The organism is Streptomyces sp. NRRL B-24572 (assembly GCF_002156145.1).
GTDB lineage: Bacteria > Actinomycetota > Actinomycetes > Streptomycetales > Streptomycetaceae > Streptomyces > Streptomyces vietnamensis.
In genome coordinates this window covers 15,263-31,351 of sequence record NZ_MWIG01000161.1, presented here as the reverse complement: position 1 = coordinate 31,351, position 16,089 = coordinate 15,263, and the positions used below count along the sequence as shown (strand labels likewise).

Sequence of the window (16,089 nt, the reverse complement as noted above, 5' to 3'; positions counted from 1 at the left end):
CGCCCTCGCGGGGTGGGACCGGTGACCTGTCTCCAGGTCGACGGCGTCACGGTCGAACTGCCCGCCGGAGCGACCCTGCTCGACGCGGCGCGGGCCGCCGGCGCCGAGCTTCCCTCCCTTTGTCACGACGACCGCCTCCGATCCGTCGGCTCCTGCCGGACCTGCCTGGTCCACGCCGACGGGCGGACCGTCGCCGCGTGCGTCACGCCCGCCGCGTCGGGCATGACGGTCGACACCGTCGGCGAGGAGGTGCGGAACCTGCGCCGGGACGCCGTCGCCCTCATCGCCTCGGCGCTCCCGCGGTACGCGCTCGCGGACGGAACGCCCAGCGAACTCGCCGAAGCCTGCCGCACGTTGGACATCGCCCCGGACACCGCCGCCGGGACACCTGGGCGAGGGCACGACGAGACGCACCCGTACGTCCGGCTCGACCGTGACCTCTGCATCGCCTGCGGCCGCTGCGTGCGCATGTGCGCCGATGTGCAGGGCACCTTCGCCCTCACCCTCACAGGGCGGGGCGCCGACACCGTCGTCGCTCCCGGCACCGGCGGACCCTGGGCGGAATCCGACTGCGTGGCCTGCGGCGGCTGCGTCGACACCTGCCCCACCGGTGCGATCGCCCAGCCGGGTCCCGGCCGGGGCCTCACCTCCCGGCGGCCGGATCCCGACCGGGTGCGCACCACGTGCGGGTACTGCGGCGTCGGCTGCACCCTGGACGTCGTCGTCCGCGACGACCGGGTCACCGCCGTGCTGCCCGCCCGCGACGGGGCGGTCAACCGGGGGCACGCCTGCGTCAAGGGCCGCTTCTCGTACGGCTACCTCACCTCGGCCGAACGTCTCACCGAGCCCCTGGTCCGACGCGACGGCGTCCTGACTCCGGTCGGCTGGGACGAGGCGATCGGCGTCGTCGCGGAAGGCCTGCGTGCCGCCGTCGCGCAGGGCGGCCCCGACGCGGTCGCCGCGATCTCCTCGGCCCGCGCCACCAACGAGGAGAACTACCTCGTCCAGAAGTTCCTGCGCACCGTCATCGGCACCAACAACGTCGACAACTGCTCCCGCCTGTGCCACGCCCCTTCCGCGGCCGGACTCACCGCGTCCTTCGGGAGGGCCGGCGGCACCGACTCCTTCGACGACGTGGAGACCGCCGACTGCTTCCTGGTCGTCGGCGCCAACCCCGTCGAGGCGCACCCCGTCGTCGGCGCCCGCCTCCTCCAGCGAGCCCTCGACGGCGCCGCGCTCATCGTCGCCGATCCACGCGGCGTCGGCCTCGCCCGCCACGCCGACCTCCACCTGCGGCCCCGGCCCGGCACCAACGTCGCCCTCTTCCACGGCCTCGCCCACGTCCTCGTCGACGAAGGCATGGCCGATCCCGGCTTCCTCCGTGACCGCGCCACCGGGCTCGACGAACTGACCACGCTCCTGGCCGACTACCCACCCGCACGCGTCGCCGGGATCACCGGTGTCCCGGCGACGGACATCAGGGAAGCGGCCCGGCTCTACGGGCGGGCCGAACGCCCCGCCGTCGTCTACGGGCTCGGCGTCACCGAGCACCTCCACGGCACCGACGGCGTACGCACCCTGGCCAACCTGCCCATCCTGCGCGGTGCCGTCGGCGGCACGGGACGGGGCTTCGGCATCAGCCCGCTGCGCGGCCAGAACAACGTCCAGGGCGCCTCCGACATGGGGGCCCTGCCCGACCTGCTGCCCGGCTACGGCCGCGTCACCGATCCCGACGCCCGCGCCCGCGCCGAAGCGGTCTGGGGACGACCGGTCCCGCCGACGCCGGGGATGCGGATCCCCGAGATGTTCGAGGCGGCCCGCGAGGGGCGGCTGCGAGCCCTGTGGATCATCGGCGAGGACGTGTGCGCCACCGACCCCGACAGCCGGCGCGTGGCCGCGGCCCTCGACGCCTGCCCGCTGGTGGTCGTCGACGAGTTGTTCCTGGGGGAGACCGCCCGGCACGCGGACGTCGTCCTGCCCGTGGCCTCCTGGCTGGAGAAGGACGGCACCTTCGTGAACTTCGACCGCCGGTTCCAGCGCGTACGGGCCGCCGTACGGCCGCCGGGATCGGCCCGCAGCGACTTCGCCGTCGTCCACGCCGTGGCCACCGCGCTGGGCGCCGACCTCGGCTGCCCCACGCCCGCCGACGCCCTCACGGAGTGCGGGCGGACGGCCCCGGTCCTCGCCGGTCTCTCGCATGCCCGACTGGACCGCGAGGGCGCCGTTCCCTGGCCCTGCCCGTCACCGGACCGACCCGGCGAAGCAACCCTGTACACCGAGGAGTTCGCCACCCCCGACGGCCGCGCCCACCTCTGCGCCGCCCCCTATCTGCCGCCGGGCGAGGAACCTGACGCCGACTACCCCCTCCTGCTCGTCACGGGACGCCGCTGGGCCCACTACAACTCCGGCAGCATGACCCGGCACGGCGCGAACCTCATGCTCGACCCCCACGGTCGCCTCGACCTGCACCCCCAGGACGCGGCGCGGTACGGCGTGCGGGACGGCACTCCCGTCCTCGTCCACAGCCGGCACGGACAGGCGCGGCTGATCGCCCGGGTCGGCCTCGACCTCGCGCCCGGACAGGTCTTCTGCGCGTTCCACTTCCCGGACGAGCGCGTCAACTCGCTCACGTCGGAGCACGCCGACACCGTGACCTCGTGCCCGGAGTACAAGGTCACGGCGGTACGGCTCCGCCCTGCCGGTCCGGAGGAGTGAACCGGCCCGCGATCAGTCGTGGGGTACGAGAACGACGGGCGCGCGGCTGTGGTGCAGTACGGCGTGGGCCACGCTGCCGATGTGGGCGCCCAGCACCGAACGACGGGTACGCCGGCCCACCACGACGAGCCCGGCGTCCCCCGCTGCCCGCACCAGTGCGAGGCCGGCCGATCCGATCACCACGCGGGCGGTGGCCGTCACGTCGGGGAACTTGGTGCGCCAGGGCTCGAGGACGTCCTCCAGCGAACGCTCGATCTCGGGGGCCACGGTGGGCCGGATGTCCGGGACCACGGCCGGCCCGAGGACGGCGTAGGGCGGAAGCTGCTGGGCGTGGACGACGTTCACCCCGGTGCGGCGACGGGCGGCCTCCTCGAAGGCGAACCCCAGGAGGGCGTCCGCGGGCTGTCGCGCGTCGATCCCCACCACCACCGAGCCGCGCGGCGAGGTGTCTCCGAGGGCGCGGACGAGGACCACAGGGCGCTCGACGGCACCGGCGACGGTCAGCCCGACCGAACCGACCACGTACCCGGCCACACCGCCCAGCGCGCGCGAACCCAAGACCAGGAGGTCACCCTCGTCGCCCGCGGCGACGAGGCCCGGGACGGGGCCCGAAGGGAGCGATCTGGTGGTGAGGGACAGGCCCGGGTGCCGTTCGCGCAGTGCGTCGGCGGTCCGCGCGAGCAGGTCCTCCGCCCACTGCTCCTCGGACTCCCGGGTCGCCCAGTGGGCGACGGAATCGGGCCACGGTTCATGCGCGTGGACCAGATGGACGCCGGTGCCGCGCAGTACGGCCTCCTCCGCCGCCCACTCGGCGGCGACCCGCGCCTGCTCGGTGCCGTCGACACCGACCACGATGCCCTGTGTCATGATCGTCCACCTCCTGAGAGGACGTCGTCCTTCTCGTACGTGAGCCGGGTGACGGAGACCGAGACCACTCCGTCGACCGTCGCGCACATGCGCTCGATCGCCGACAGCACGCCCCGGTCGGCGGTCTTCCGCAGCAGATCGCCCTCGGAGACGACGCCGATCACCCGGTTTTCTTCGTCCACCACCGGCCCGGCGGTCACCCGGTGCTGCGACAGCATTCGCACGATCTCCCTGAACGGCGTGTCGCTGCGGACGCTCACCACCTCACGGGTCAACAGCTCGTCGATCCTGCGGTGACGCATCACCCGCTCCTTCCGTACGCGGCGCGCCAAGCGTTCATCGGGGTGGCTCCGCTCGAAGACGGTGCGGTGCTGCATGGCGCTTCTCCTTCGCCGGGCGGGCGATCTCCGTGGATTCCACCCTCGTGGGCGGAACCTCCCGACAGGAGTGCCGAACGGTCCCCTTCCGGGACCGTTGGCCCCTATGAGGCCGGCCGTGCCGCCCGCGGGGCGGAGGGAACAGCCGCCGGCCGCCCGGGCACCTCGTGTTCCTTCCCCCGCGGGCGCTGGCCGGGACCGGGACCGACGGGCCGAGGCCGGGGCCGACCGGCCCTATCGGCCACCGCGTCCCGGTGCGAGCGTGGCAGTGCACCCCCTCGTACGCGGAAGGCGGTGGGGACGATGGACTCGCCCGTGGCAGGCCCCGTGGTGGTGGGCGTCGACGGTTCCGACGCCGGTCTCGCGGCGCTGGACTGGGCCGTCGACGAAGCGGTACGGCACGGATGGGCGCTGCACATCGTGCACGCCTCGCTGTGGGAACACTACGAAGGGGTCGTGCCGACCCGGTCCCCGGACCGGCCCTCCGGCCAGGTCCTCGCGGAGAACATCGTCGGCACGGCCGTGGAGCGGGCCCGGCGACGCGCTCCCGCTCTCACCCTCACCGCGGACGTCCTTGCCGAGGACGCGACCGGTGCGCTGCTCAGGGAGGGGCAGGAAGCCGTGCTCCTGGTGGTCGGGTCGCGTGGACGGGGAGAGCTGGCCGACCTCCTGCTCGGATCCGTCGGCCTCGTCGTGGCCGCCCGGGCCCCCGGACCGGTCGTCGTGGTCCGCGGGGACACGTACGCACGGGAGGCGCGCCACCGGCGGATCCTGCTGGGCATCGGCGACCACGACGTGGACGCCCCGGCCGTACGGTTCGCCTTTCGCGAGGCGGCTGCCCGGGGCGCGGAACTCGACGTCGTTCGCACCTGGCGACGGCCGGCGCACGGACCGACCGGCCACCCGCTGCTCACCGGTGAGCCCGCCTCGGCCATGGAGCACCGGGCGTCGGAACTCCTCGACAAGGCCCTGGAACCGATGGCGGAGGAGTACCCCCGGGTCCGGCTGCGCAGCAGCACGGTCGAGGGTCCGGCTCACAAGGTGCTGACCGAACGCTCCGCCGCCGCCGACCTGTTGGTGGTCGGGGCACGACGCCGGGACGGCCTGGTCGGCCTGGAGCTGGGCAGGGTCGCCCACCGGGCCCTGCACCACGCCTCCTGTCCGGTCGCCGTCGTCCCCCAGCGCCGCCCCGCCCCCTCGGAGGGAGACCAGTGATGAACTCCGCCGCCCGACACCGTATGAGCGACCTCGGCCGCCGCGTCGAGGCCAGACGCTCCCGACTCGGCCTCTCCCGCGAGGAGGTGGCCGCGAGGACCGGCTCCACACCTGGCTACATCACCCTGCTGGAAGAGCAACTTCCCACTCCGGGAATCGAGTTCCTGGTCCGGCTCGCGGACGCACTCGACACGACCCTCCAGGACCTCACCGGATACACCGCGGACCTCGCGCCCGGCCGAGGGCGGGCGGGGTACCACGCCCACACGGACGAGATCGACGAGTCGGAGTGCTGGGCGCTGCTCGACGACCACGGAGTCGGCCGTGTCGCCGTCATGAGCGGCGACGGCCCGGAGATCTTCCCCATGAACTACCAGGTCGTCGGCGGCGAAGTGCTGCTCATGACGGGGGAGGACACGCCGCTCGCGCGTGCGGCGGCTTCGGGCACGGTGATCGCCTTCGAGGAGGATCAGGTGGACGAAGCCTTCAGCCAGGGCTGGAGCGTCCTTCTCGTCGGCCCCGTACGCACGGCGCCGAACCAGGTCACGGCCCGTGCACTCAGGCAGACCGCGTACTCGATGCCGTGGGCCGGGACGGACCGGGACACCGTCGTCGTGCTCTCCCCTCGCCGTGTGACGGGGCGGCGCGTGTCGGTGCCGGGCGCTCCTGGTGTCCCGTCCGGGCCCGAAGGCTGACGTCCGGGCCCGAAAGCTGACGTCCGGGCCCGAAGGCTGACGAGTCCGGGCCGAAGGCTGACGAACGCCCCACCGCCTCCTCGGCCGGGTCGGCCGCACCCGAAAGCCGGATCGCGTACGGACTCCGGAGCATCGGGCTGTGCCCGTCGGCCCGCTCGACGGAGGGCCGGGCAGGTCTCGGTCAGGGCCGAACGGCCCATCCCGGGAGGACCACCTCGGTGCCAGCGTGGGAGGTGCCCCTCCGGGCCCGGTGCCCGGGAGGCGTACTCCGCGGGAGGAACCATGACCAGCGAGATCCCCACCCGACCGGACCTCGGCGACGTCATCGTGGGAGTCGACGGCTCCCCCTCCGCGCGCGCGGCCGCACTCTGGGGCGCCGGCGAGGCGGACCGCCGGGGCCGTTCCCTGTGCCTCGTCCACGCCGCCGACACCGACCGGCGCGCCTACTGGAGCGATGCCGAGACGATGCAGGCGGTACGCGAAGCAGCGCGCGACCTGCTGGTCGGCACCGCGACCGCGGTCCACGAGCGTTTTCCGGACCTCGTGGTCACCAGGCGGCTCATCCGCCAGGAGCCGGTCGCCGGACTCCAGGAGGCCGCCGGAGACCGGGGGACGATCGTCGTGGGCAGCAGGGGCCTCGGCGGCTTCTCCGCCCTCATGCTCGGCTCCGTCGGTCTGGGCGTCGCGGCGCGTGCCGAGGTGCCCGTGATCGTCGTACGCGGGGGAGACGAGCGACCCGAAACGGGCTCGGTGACGGCGGCCGTGCACGACGCCGCGGACCTGGACTGGCTCCTGCTGGCCGCCGCCGAGGCCGAGGCCCGCAAGGCGGCCCTGCGCATCGTGAGCGTATGGAATGTGCTGGCCCATGTCGGCAGTGTCGCGAGCATGCTCGACGACCTCGACGGGATCGCCCGTCAGCGCGTGCACGAGGTGAAGGCCTTCGCCGACCGGGTCCGCGAGGCCCACCCAGGGCTGATCGTCGGGCACCACGTGGAGACCGGCACGAGCACCCCGGGCATTCTGACCGAGGCGAGCAGCCACACCGATCTACTGGTGATGGGCCGCGGTCGCCGCCCGCTCGGCGTCGGACCGTCCCTGGGCCGCGTAACCCACGCGCTCATCCACCACTCCCGCTGCCCGGTGGAGGTCATCCCCTCCGCCTTCGCCACGAAGGTCGGGCAGCCATGAGCGACGTCCTGGCCGGCATCGACCCCCGCGAACTGTCCGTCCAGGCCCTCGTCTGGGCCGCCGACGAAGCCGCCCGCAGAAGTGCGAGGCTGCACATGGTCGTCGCCGTTCCCCCGGTCCACGACCGGTTCTGGTACGCCGCCGTCGCCCACCGGGACTCCCTGCGCATCCGAGCGGAGTCGGCGCTCGCCAACGCCGAGGACCTCGTACGGGAGCTGCACGACGGGCTGTGGACCGCGACGGAGCTCGTCGACGGCGCCCCCGCGACCGTGCTGTGCGACCGGACACCCGATGCGGCGCTCGCCGTGGTCGGCTCCCGCCGCCTGGGCAGGGCCGCCGAGATCCTCGGCGAGGGCTCGGTGGCCGTCCCGCTGGCGGCACGCGCCGACTGCCCCGTCGTCGTGATCCGCGCACCGGAGCACACGACCGTCCACCCGCCGCTGATCGTCGTCGGCGTGGACGGCAGCAGGGACTGCCAGGCAGCCGTCGCCTTCGCCGCGGCGGAGGCGAGCCTGCGCGAGGCGCGACTCGTGGCGGCCTGGGTGTGGCCCCGTGCCCCGCTGTCCCACGGAGACGGGGCCGACGGCCTGGCGGACCGCCGTCGACTGCTCGCCGAGTCGGTGACCGGCTGCGCGGACCGCTACCCGGACGTCGACGTGGAACAGGTGATCCTGCGCGGACACCCCGTCGAGGAACTCACCCACGCCTCCCGCGAGGCCCTCGCGGTCGTCGTCGGGCGCAGAGGCCGTGGCGGCTGCTCCGGCATGCGGCTCGGTTCCACGGTCCACGGACTGCTGCACCATGCCGCCTGCCCCGTGATCACTGTTCCGCCCTCCGGGACGGGAGCGACGGACGGTACCGCTTCCGGGACCGACCGGCCCCGGTCCCGTACGGACCGACCGGCCCCGACGTGCTGACCCCCTCGGCACTGGGGCTCCCCGCCCCCTGGGCGGCACAGTGGGAGGACCGGAACGGCCCCGGACAGCGGTCCGGATCTCCCGGAGAGGTGAGAACGATGCAGCGGATCCGGACCAGCCGCCGCCCTCGACAGACCCGCCGGCCCCACCCCCTCGACCTGCGGACGCCTTCCGGCCGCCCGCTCCCGTACCGAGCGAGGCCCGGCGGCTTCGCCGCGATCGAGCGGCAGGCGGCCCAGGCGGAGACGCCCTCCCAGCACCTCCGGAAGAACGGAGCGATCATGCCCCGCAAGACGCGACGCCGTCTCGCCCGCGGCTCGGAGCCGAGTCCCCGTGGCGGGCGGTGGGCCGCGACGGACGAGCTGCCGCCGCAGTGGCCCGGGACCGTCCCGCGTTCCGCGGCGACGAACGGGCGCCCTCGGCGTCCGGTGCACACGATCCAGGTGCCCGCAGCTTTCCTCTGAGGAGCAGAACGATGACCGGAGACAAGGTGGAACGCAGGCAGAGCCGCTTCCCCGACTTCAACGACTGGTTCAACCGGGAATTCCCGGGGCTGCCCGGATGGCGCCCCGGTACCGCGGCCCACTCCATTCCCGTGGAGGTGTCCAGCGGTGTCGGCGCGTATGTGCTGCGGGCCGAACTGCCGGGCATGGACCCCGACGACTTCACCATCACCGTCGAGGGCGACCTCATCACGGTGAGCGCGGAACACAGCGAGAGCGAGGAGGACAAGGAGCACTCGGAGTTCCGCTACGGGTCATTCCGCCGGACCGTGCGGCTCCCGGTGACGATCCCCGCCGACGGCGTCGACGCCTCCTACAAGGACGGCATCCTCACCATCCGCGTCCCGATGCCGGAGGAGAAGGCCGAGACCCGACGGACCATCCCCGTGCGGCGAGCCGATGACACCGGAGGGGGAGGGGAGTCATGAACGCCAAGCGCGTCCTGGTCGCCTACGGCAGCAAGCACGGCGCGACCGCGGGCATCGCCGACGAGATCGGCAAGGCGCTCCGGGCCGACGGCATCGACGCGGTCGTCCTGCCGGCCGACACCGTCACCGACGTCAGCGGTTACGACGGGGTCGTCCTGGGCGGTGCCCTCTACGCCGGACGCTGGAACGGCAAGGCGCGACGGTGCGCCCGGCGCAACGCCGAGCAACTCCGCGACAGGCCCCTGTGGCTCTTCAGCAGCGGGCCCGTCGACGACTCCGCCGAGCAGCGCGACATCCCGCCCGTGCCCGGGGTCGCGCGGCGTATGGAGAAGCTCGGCGCACGCGAGCACGTCACGTTCGGCGGCGCCGTGACCGCCGAGACGTCCGGGCGCATCGCCCGATCCATGGTCCGTCACGGCAAGGGCGGCGACTTCCGCAACCCGACGCGGGTCCGGGCATGGGCCCACCACATCGGAAGCGAGCTCGGTACCGCACGCTGAGCGCACCGCCGGGACGTCCGGCGGGCGTCCCGTCCTGGAGGTGATCCATGGTGCACCAGGAGCCGTCGGGCCCCGAGTCCGCCGTGTCCGGGCACGGGTCCGCCAGGCGTGCCGCTCTGGTCCTCGTCCTGGCGATCGCCCTGGTCTGCGGTGCCGTGGCCGCCGGGATCCTGTGGCGCACCGGGGCCAGGGCCGACCGGGAGATCGCCGCACACCGCCACCGGGTGCAGGCGACCACCACCGCGCGGTCCGAGGACCCGCCGGCCGCCGTCCGGCCGGGCGCCGAGCCGCAGTCCGTCGCACCGGCCGTCTGGGAGTACCCGGACCACATCAGCAGGTCCGGACCCGTCCACGTCCCGCCCAGGACACCTCAGGGCCGCACCGTCACCATCTGGGTGGACGACAGCGGCGCTCCGGCGCGTCCACCGGACACCACCGCGGACCTCGCGCTGAGTGCCGTCGCGGGCGGAACGGCTGTGGCGGGCGCCGCAGGGGCGACGGCGGCGGGCGCACTCGCCCTCGTCCGACGGAGCACCGAAGGCCGACGGCTCGCGGCCTGGGAGCGGGAGTGGGAACAGGTGGAACCCGTCTGGTCCGGCCGGCTCCGGCGGGACAGCGGCCCGGGAACAGGCGATGTCTGATCGCAGCCGCGGTCGAGCGAAGTCCGGCGCGGGGCGTGCTCCTCCCGCGCCTCCGCTCTCGGCGGCGCCGTCAGCGGAGATCCGCCCCCGACTCCTCGCCGCCCTGGTCGCGCCGGAACGGCGGATACGCGTCGGTCCTGAGGCTCGCGTAGGCGGCCCTCAGGACCCGGCGGTTCAGGCCGACGATCAGGGCGAATTGAATCAGCCACAGCCGGCGGGACAGCTTGCCGTCCGGTTCGGCCGTCACCACCACCGGCGGGTAGGGGGCGCGGTGTCCCCCGCTCGTCGCCCTCCCGTCCCCGTACGCCGGTCATCGCCCGGACATGGCTACTCCGCGCCGACGGTGAGCCCGCACCGTACGTCCACCACCCCTTCGACAGCGCCGGCCAGACGGGCTGCGACGGGGATGAGCCCGCTGTCGCGGACCGTGCCGGACAGGGTCACGACGCCGGCTTCGACCCGGACGTCGACCTCCTGCCGCGAGAGCGGGAAGAGACGCTCCACGACATCGCGGCGGACCTCGGCGGCGAGGTCGTCGTCCGGGCGCAGGAAGACCTTGAGCAGGTCGGAGCGGCTCACGATGCCCTGGATCGCGCCGTGCCCGTCGACGACCGGCAGCCGCTTGACGCGGTGGGTGGCCATGAGGCGGGCGGCCTGCGGCAGGGACGCGTCGGAGGCGACGGTGACGGCGGGCGAGGTCATCAGGTCCTCGGCCCGGCGGGAACCGGCCTTGGCCGTCGCCTCGGGGCGTCGCATCTGTTCGATGAGGCCGAGACGGTGTTCGTGGAACTCCTCCTTGAGGAGCAGGTCCGCTTCGGAGACCACGCCGACGACACGGCCCTCGCCCTCGACGACGGGGACGGCGGTCACCTTCCAGCGCTGCATCGTGGTGACGAGCTCCTTGAAGTCGGCGCCGGGCAGGACCGCGACGACCTTCTTGGTCATCACGTCGGCGACGGTGAACGGCCGACTGGCCATGGCTCTCTCCTTACCGGGCGTACACGAGTTGCCGGGCGTACGCGAGGGCTTTCGCCCCTACGGGCGGCATGACCCAGGAACAGCCGACGAGGGCGCCGCCCGCCAGCGTGTCCACGACGGCGTTGCGGTGCCCCGGGACAAGGGTGTCGAGCTCGACCCCGCCGGTTTCGATGATCCAGAACCGATCGGCGTGCCGCCGCTCGTGGAAGACGCGCGCCGGCGGCGAAGCGGACCAGGACGGCTTCCGGAGCGGGGGACGACGGCCGTCCGGCCCGGCTCGTGGTCGATGCGGTCGCGCAGCGCCTCCGACGCGGCCGGCGCGCCGTGCACGAGGCAGGCGGTGTGCGGGGGCGGGGCAGATGGCCGCAGTGGTCCGAGTGGGCGTGGGTGACGACCACGGCCCGGGTGTCGGCGGCGTCACGGGCCAGGCGCTTCCGGTTGCGGCGTCGCGGGTTGGCGGAACCCTGGAAGAGACCGCAGTCGACGAGGACCCGCGCCCGGTCGCTCTCGACGGGGAACTTGCTGCCGGTGACCGTTCCCACGCCGCCCAGGAAGCCGAGCAGGACCGGACGTGGACCGGCGGGGGCGGTGGGAGCGGAGTGCGCGGCTGCTGCCTCGGACATGGCTGCCCTCCTTCGGAAGGTGGTCCGCTCTCCACCGTCGCACCGGACTGCGCGGCCCGCAGGGCCCGACCGGTCCCTTCCTCGGGGCCGATCGGCACGTGCGCCGCCGCGGCACGGCGACCGAGCCTGATCGAGGAGGACACCCGAACGCACCGAAGGAAGTGGGTGGGCGCCATGAAGGCAGCCGTCTTCGAGGGACCGGGCACGATCGCCTGGAGGGACGTGCCCGACCCGGGTGTCAAGGACCCCGGCGACGCGATCGTCAGGGTCGACGTCGTCACCATCTGCGGCACCGACCTCCACATCCTCAAGGGCGACGTGCCCGAGGTGGCGCCCGGCCGTGTGCTCGGCCACGAGGCCGTGGGCACGGTGGTCGAGACCGGCCGGGACGTCCGTTCCGTACGGCCGGGGGACCGCGTCCTGATCTCCTGCATCTCGGCCTGCGGCCGTTGCCGTTTCTGCCGCGAGGGCCGCTACGGGCAGTGCGCCGGCGGAGGAGGCTGGGTCCTCGGACACACCATCGACGGCACGCAGGCGGAGTACGTCCGGGTGCCGTTCGCCGACCTGTCCGTGCACCCGCTGCCGAGCGCGGTCGACAGCTTCGACGCCGTCCTGCTCGCGGACATCTTCCCCACCTCCTACGAGGTGGGCGTCCTCAACGGCGGAGTACGGCCAGCCGACACGGTCGTCGTGGTCGGCGCGGGCCCCATCGGCCTCGCCGCCATCGCCACGGCACGGCTCTACAGTCCCGGCCGCATCATTGCCGTCGACCTCGCCGAGTCCCGGCTCGCCGCCGCGCGTACGCTCGGCGCCGACGCCACCGTGACCGTCGGCGAAGGCCCCGAGCAGCTCGTCGAGGATCTGACGGACGGCCTGGGCGCCGATGTCGCCATCGAGGCGGTCGGGGTCCCCGAGACCTTCGAAATGTGCACCCGCATGGTCCGGCCCGGCGGCCGGGTCGCGAACATCGGCGTCCACGGCAAGCCTGCGGTCCTGCACCTCGAAGACCTGTGGATCAGGGACATCACCATCACCACCGGCCTCGTGGACACGTCGTCCACCCCGATGCTGCTGCGCATGATGGCCGCAGGCCGGCTGCCGGCCGCGGAGCTGGTCACCCACCGCTTCGAACTGGGGCATATGGAGGAGGCGTACGAGGTGTTCGGCCGTGCCGCCGACACAGGCGCCCTGAAGGTCACGCTCGGCGGCCCGCAGCACACGGCCCTCCAGGCCCCCGCACCTCCGGTGGCCGGATGAACGCCCGGCGCACGGGTTCCCGGCCTCCGCGGGGTGTCGTGTTCGACACCGACGGTGTTCTGCTCGACTCCGCCGCCGTGCACGCGGCGGCGTGGAAGAGCGCGTTCGACGCCTGCCTCGACCGGGCGGCGACCGAGGCGGGCGGGCAGGCGCCGTTCGACGCGGACGCCGAGTACCGGCGGTTCGTCGACGGCAGGTCTCGGTACGACGGCGCCGAAGCGTTCCTGACCGCCCGGGGCATCCGTCTCCCCCCAGGAGCGCCCGGAGACCCGCCCGGCTGCGACACCGTCTGGGCCGTGGCGGCCGGCAAGGAGCAGGCCTTCCAGGAGGCGCTCGACCGCGTACCGGTCGCCTGCTACGAGGACGCCGAGGCGTCACTGGCCGTCCTGCGCTCCCTCGGTGTGCCCTGTGCCGCCGTGTCGGCGTCCCGGCACGCCCGGGCCCTGCTCGACACCGCCGGGCTCGTCCCGTTCCTCGCCGCCGTCGTGGACGGCGAGGAGGCCGCTCGGCTCGGCCTCGCCGGAAAACCGGATCCGGCACTCTTCCTGCACGCGGCCGGCCTCCTCGGCACCCGCCCCGGCGACACCGCGGTGGTCGAGGACGCCCTCGCCGGAATACGTGCCGGGCGCCGAGGCCGTTTCGGCCTCGTCGTGGGAGTCGACCGCACGCCGGACGCGCACGCCGGCTCCGGTCTACGGGAAGCGGGGGCGGACCTCGTCGTTCCCGACCTCGCGACGCTGGTCCGGAGCGTCTGGGGTGAGCGCGGATGACCACCGGCTGGACCTGGACCTACGACCACTACGAACCGGGACGCGAACGGCTGGTCGAAGCGCTCTGCACCCTGGGCAACGGCCGCTTCGCCACCCGCGGTTCCGCTCCCGAGTGCACCGCCGACGCCATCCACTACCCGGGTACCTACCTGGCAGGCTGCTACGACCGGCTCACCTCGGTCGTCGCGGGACGGCACGTCGAGAACGAGGACCTCGTCAACCTTCCCGACTGGACGCTGCTGCGCTACCGCTGCCTGCCGGACGACGGGCCGCCCGGAGACTGGCTGACACCCGACTCCGGGGACCTGCGCCACTACGACGTGCAGCTCGACCTGCGCGGCGGCGTGCTGACCCGGCACCTGTTCTTCCGCGACGCCCGCGGCCGCGGTCTGCGCGTGGGCCACCTCAGGATCGTGCACATGGGCGACTCCTCGCTCGCGGCCCAGTGCACGATGTTCCGCGCCTACGGCTGGAGCGGCGTCGTCGAGGTCGGGTCCGTCCTCGACGGGGCGGTCGCCAACGCCGGTGTGGAACGCTACCGGCACCTGGAAGGGCGGCACCTCACCGGCCACAGGAGCGGGTTCGAGCCCGGCGGGGTCGCCTGGCTCACCTGCCGCACGGTCGATCCGGGGACCGTGATCGCCGCGGCCGTCCGCACGGTCACCCGCCCCGCGCGCCCCGCCCTGGAGACCGTGACGAGGACCGGCACCGTCCAGACGTACCGCCTCCCGATCGCTCCCCGCCGCTCGGTGACCGTCGTGAAGACGCTCGCCCTGCACACCTCGACGGACCGGCCCCCCGGCGATCCCCGCGAGACGGCCTGCGACGAGGCCGGCCGCGCCCCGGCCTTCCCGCGGCTGCTGTCCACCCACAAGGCCTCCTGGAAACGCCTGTGGGAACAGGGCGAGCTGCACGTGCCCGGCGAGGCGGGCCGCATCCTGCGGCTGCACCTGTTCCACCTGCTGCAGACACTGTCGCCGCACACGGCGGAGCTCGACGTGGGCGTTCCGGCGCGCGGTCTGCACGGCGAGGCCTACCGGGGCCATGTCTTCTGGGACGAGCTCTTCGTCCTCCCGTACCTCGACCTGCACTTCCCCGAGGTGGCCAGGTCCCTGCTCCTGTACCGGCACCGCCGCCTGCCGGCCGCCCGCGCCGCGGCCCGCGCGGCCGGCGGCGTCGGTGCCATGTACCCGTGGCAGAGCGCGAGTTCGGGTCGCGAGGAGACCCAGGAGCTGCACCTCAACCCGCGCTCCGGGCGCTGGCTGCCCGACTTCTCCCGCCTCCAGCGTCATGTGGGCTCGGCCGTCGCGTACAACGTGTGGCGGTACGCGCAGGCCACCGGCGACCGCGGATTCCTGTACGGCGAGGGGGCCGAGACGCTCCTGGAGATCGCCCGGTACTGGGCCGGCGCCGCCCGCTTCGACCCGTCGCTCGGCCGCTACCGGATCCGTGGGGTCGTGGGCCCCGACGAGTACCACGACGCCTACCCCGACAGCACCGCACCGGGCATCGACGACAACGCCTACACGAACGTCACCGCTGCCTGGGTGCTCGCCCGGGGCCTCGACCTCCTGCGTGAACTGCCCGCCGCCCGGCGGTCGGAGCTGCGGGCACGGCTGTCGCTGGACGACACGGAAGCCGACCACTGGGAGGACGTCTCCCGCCGCCTCCACGTGCCCTTCCACCAGGGTGTGGTGAGCCAGTTCGAGGGCTACGGCGACCTGGCGGAGCTCGACTGGGACGCGTACCGGGCGAGGTACGGGGACATCCGCCGCCTGGACCGGATCCTGGAGGCCGAGGGCGACACGGTCAACCGCTACCAGGCGTCCAAGCAGGCCGACACCCTCATGCTCGGCCACCTCTTCCGGCCCGACGAGCTGTCCGCGCTGTTCGACCGGCTCGGCCGCCGGCTCGACGACGAGGTGTGGCGCGCCACCGTCACGTACTACCTGGGGCGGACCAGCCACGGCTCGACGCTCAGCAGCCTCGTCCACGGCTGGATCCTGGCCCGGCAGAAAGGCGCCGACGCCTGGCGGTACTGCGAGGAGGCCCTCCTCGCGGACGTGGCCGACGTGCAGGGCGGCACGACCGGTGAGGGCATCCACCTCGGTGCGATGGCGGGCACGATCGACCTCGTCGAGCGCGGCATCACCGGCCTCGAAGCGAACTCGGAGGGGCTTCGGGTCGCTCCGGTGGTGCTGCGGGAGCTCCCGCGGTTCGCGTTCACCCTCTGCGTCGCCGGCCACCGGGGGGTGCGCCTCCGGGTGCTTCCCGGGCGCCTGGCCGTACGGGTCCCGGCCTCGCCGAAGGCCCCGCTCACCGTCGTGCTCCCGGGCGAACGGCGGTTCGTGGTCGCACCGGGAGAGGAGCGCTGGTTCCGCCTGTGATCCGAGGCCGTGACGTGCGCGACGGGCG

General features: G+C 73.8%; 17 protein-coding genes. 12 read left to right on the top strand and 5 right to left on the bottom strand.

Going from position 1 to position 16,089, the window contains the following annotated elements:
- A partial coding sequence (gene fdhF / locus CCN56_RS10640; RefSeq protein ID WP_306300598.1) for a formate dehydrogenase subunit alpha occupies positions 1-2,715 on the top strand: 2,715 nt, incomplete at its 5' end.
- A gap of 12 nt (positions 2,716-2,727) precedes the next feature.
- Here fdhF and CCN56_RS10635 read toward each other — a convergent pair.
- Positions 2,728-3,582, bottom strand: a complete 855-nt coding sequence (locus CCN56_RS10635; RefSeq protein ID WP_086825840.1) for a universal stress protein — start codon at positions 3,580-3,582, stop codon at positions 2,728-2,730.
- Complete coding sequence (locus CCN56_RS10630; RefSeq protein WP_256961897.1) at positions 3,579-3,959, bottom strand: CBS domain-containing protein; 381 nt, start codon at positions 3,957-3,959, stop codon at positions 3,579-3,581. Before CCN56_RS10630 ends, CCN56_RS10635 begins: the two co-directional genes overlap by 4 nt.
- A 303-nt stretch (positions 3,960-4,262) precedes the next feature.
- Here CCN56_RS10630 and CCN56_RS10625 point away from each other — a divergent pair, with 303 nt between their 5' ends.
- The 8 genes from CCN56_RS10625 (at position 4,263) to CCN56_RS10590 (ending at position 10,046) form a co-directional block, all read left to right on the top strand.
- Complete coding sequence (locus CCN56_RS10625) at positions 4,263-5,174, top strand: universal stress protein (RefSeq protein WP_086825838.1); 912 nt, start codon at positions 4,263-4,265, stop codon at positions 5,172-5,174.
- Positions 5,174-5,869, top strand: coding sequence for a pyridoxamine 5'-phosphate oxidase family protein (locus CCN56_RS10620; RefSeq protein ID WP_086825836.1), 696 nt, complete (start codon positions 5,174-5,176; stop codon positions 5,867-5,869). Before CCN56_RS10625 ends, CCN56_RS10620 begins: the two co-directional genes overlap by 1 nt.
- 282 nt (positions 5,870-6,151) lie before the next feature.
- Positions 6,152-7,057: a universal stress protein gene (locus CCN56_RS10615; protein WP_086825834.1), complete on the top strand. Its 906-nt coding sequence runs from the start codon at positions 6,152-6,154 to the stop codon at positions 7,055-7,057.
- On the top strand, positions 7,054-7,974 hold the full coding sequence (locus CCN56_RS10610; RefSeq protein WP_086825832.1) for a universal stress protein: 921 nt from the start codon (positions 7,054-7,056) through the stop codon (positions 7,972-7,974). Before CCN56_RS10615 ends, CCN56_RS10610 begins: the two co-directional genes overlap by 4 nt.
- A 98-nt stretch (positions 7,975-8,072) precedes the next feature.
- The gene (locus CCN56_RS10605) at positions 8,073-8,438 is read left to right on the top strand and encodes a hypothetical protein (protein ID WP_086825830.1); all 366 of its coding nucleotides are present in this window, start codon (positions 8,073-8,075) and stop codon (positions 8,436-8,438) included.
- Positions 8,439-8,449: 11 nt separating this feature from the next.
- Complete coding sequence (locus CCN56_RS10600) at positions 8,450-8,905, top strand: Hsp20/alpha crystallin family protein (RefSeq protein WP_086825828.1); 456 nt, start codon at positions 8,450-8,452, stop codon at positions 8,903-8,905.
- The gene (locus CCN56_RS10595; RefSeq protein ID WP_086825826.1) at positions 8,902-9,405 is read left to right on the top strand and encodes a flavodoxin domain-containing protein; all 504 of its coding nucleotides are present in this window, start codon (positions 8,902-8,904) and stop codon (positions 9,403-9,405) included. The genes CCN56_RS10600 and CCN56_RS10595 overlap by 4 nt, the downstream gene beginning before the upstream one ends.
- A 47-nt stretch (positions 9,406-9,452) precedes the next feature.
- Positions 9,453-10,046 (top strand): hypothetical protein, encoded by a 594-nt coding sequence (locus tag CCN56_RS10590; RefSeq protein ID WP_086825825.1) that lies wholly within the window; start codon positions 9,453-9,455, stop codon positions 10,044-10,046.
- Between the two features lie 70 nt (positions 10,047-10,116).
- Here CCN56_RS10590 and CCN56_RS10585 read toward each other — a convergent pair whose 3' ends face one another.
- From CCN56_RS10585 to CCN56_RS44395, 3 genes are all read right to left on the bottom strand, one after another.
- Positions 10,117-10,296 carry a hypothetical protein gene (locus tag CCN56_RS10585; RefSeq protein WP_373412845.1) on the bottom strand — a complete coding sequence of 60 codons (180 nt, stop codon included), beginning with the start codon at positions 10,294-10,296 and terminating at the stop codon, positions 10,117-10,119.
- Positions 10,297-10,373: 77 nt separating this feature from the next.
- Positions 10,374-11,024 carry a CBS domain-containing protein gene (locus CCN56_RS10580; protein WP_086825822.1) on the bottom strand — a complete coding sequence of 217 codons (651 nt, stop codon included), beginning with the start codon at positions 11,022-11,024 and terminating at the stop codon, positions 10,374-10,376.
- The gene (locus CCN56_RS44395) at positions 10,991-11,647 is read right to left on the bottom strand and encodes an MBL fold metallo-hydrolase (protein ID WP_256961895.1); all 657 of its coding nucleotides are present in this window, start codon (positions 11,645-11,647) and stop codon (positions 10,991-10,993) included. Before CCN56_RS44395 ends, CCN56_RS10580 begins: the two co-directional genes overlap by 34 nt.
- A 174-nt stretch (positions 11,648-11,821) precedes the next feature.
- Here CCN56_RS44395 and CCN56_RS10570 point away from each other — a divergent pair, with 174 nt between their 5' ends.
- From CCN56_RS10570 to CCN56_RS10560, 3 genes are read left to right on the top strand one after another with little or no spacing between them, the layout of a single operon-like run.
- On the top strand, positions 11,822-12,904 hold the full coding sequence (locus CCN56_RS10570) for a zinc-dependent alcohol dehydrogenase family protein (RefSeq protein ID WP_086825847.1): 1,083 nt from the start codon (positions 11,822-11,824) through the stop codon (positions 12,902-12,904).
- Positions 12,901-13,674 carry an HAD-IA family hydrolase gene (locus CCN56_RS10565; RefSeq protein ID WP_086825820.1) on the top strand — a complete coding sequence of 258 codons (774 nt, stop codon included), beginning with the start codon at positions 12,901-12,903 and terminating at the stop codon, positions 13,672-13,674. Before CCN56_RS10570 ends, CCN56_RS10565 begins: the two co-directional genes overlap by 4 nt.
- Positions 13,671-16,061, top strand: coding sequence for a glycoside hydrolase family 65 protein (locus CCN56_RS10560; RefSeq protein ID WP_086825817.1), 2,391 nt, complete (start codon positions 13,671-13,673; stop codon positions 16,059-16,061). The genes CCN56_RS10565 and CCN56_RS10560 overlap by 4 nt, the downstream gene beginning before the upstream one ends.
- The last annotated feature ends 28 nt before the right edge of the window (positions 16,062-16,089 follow it).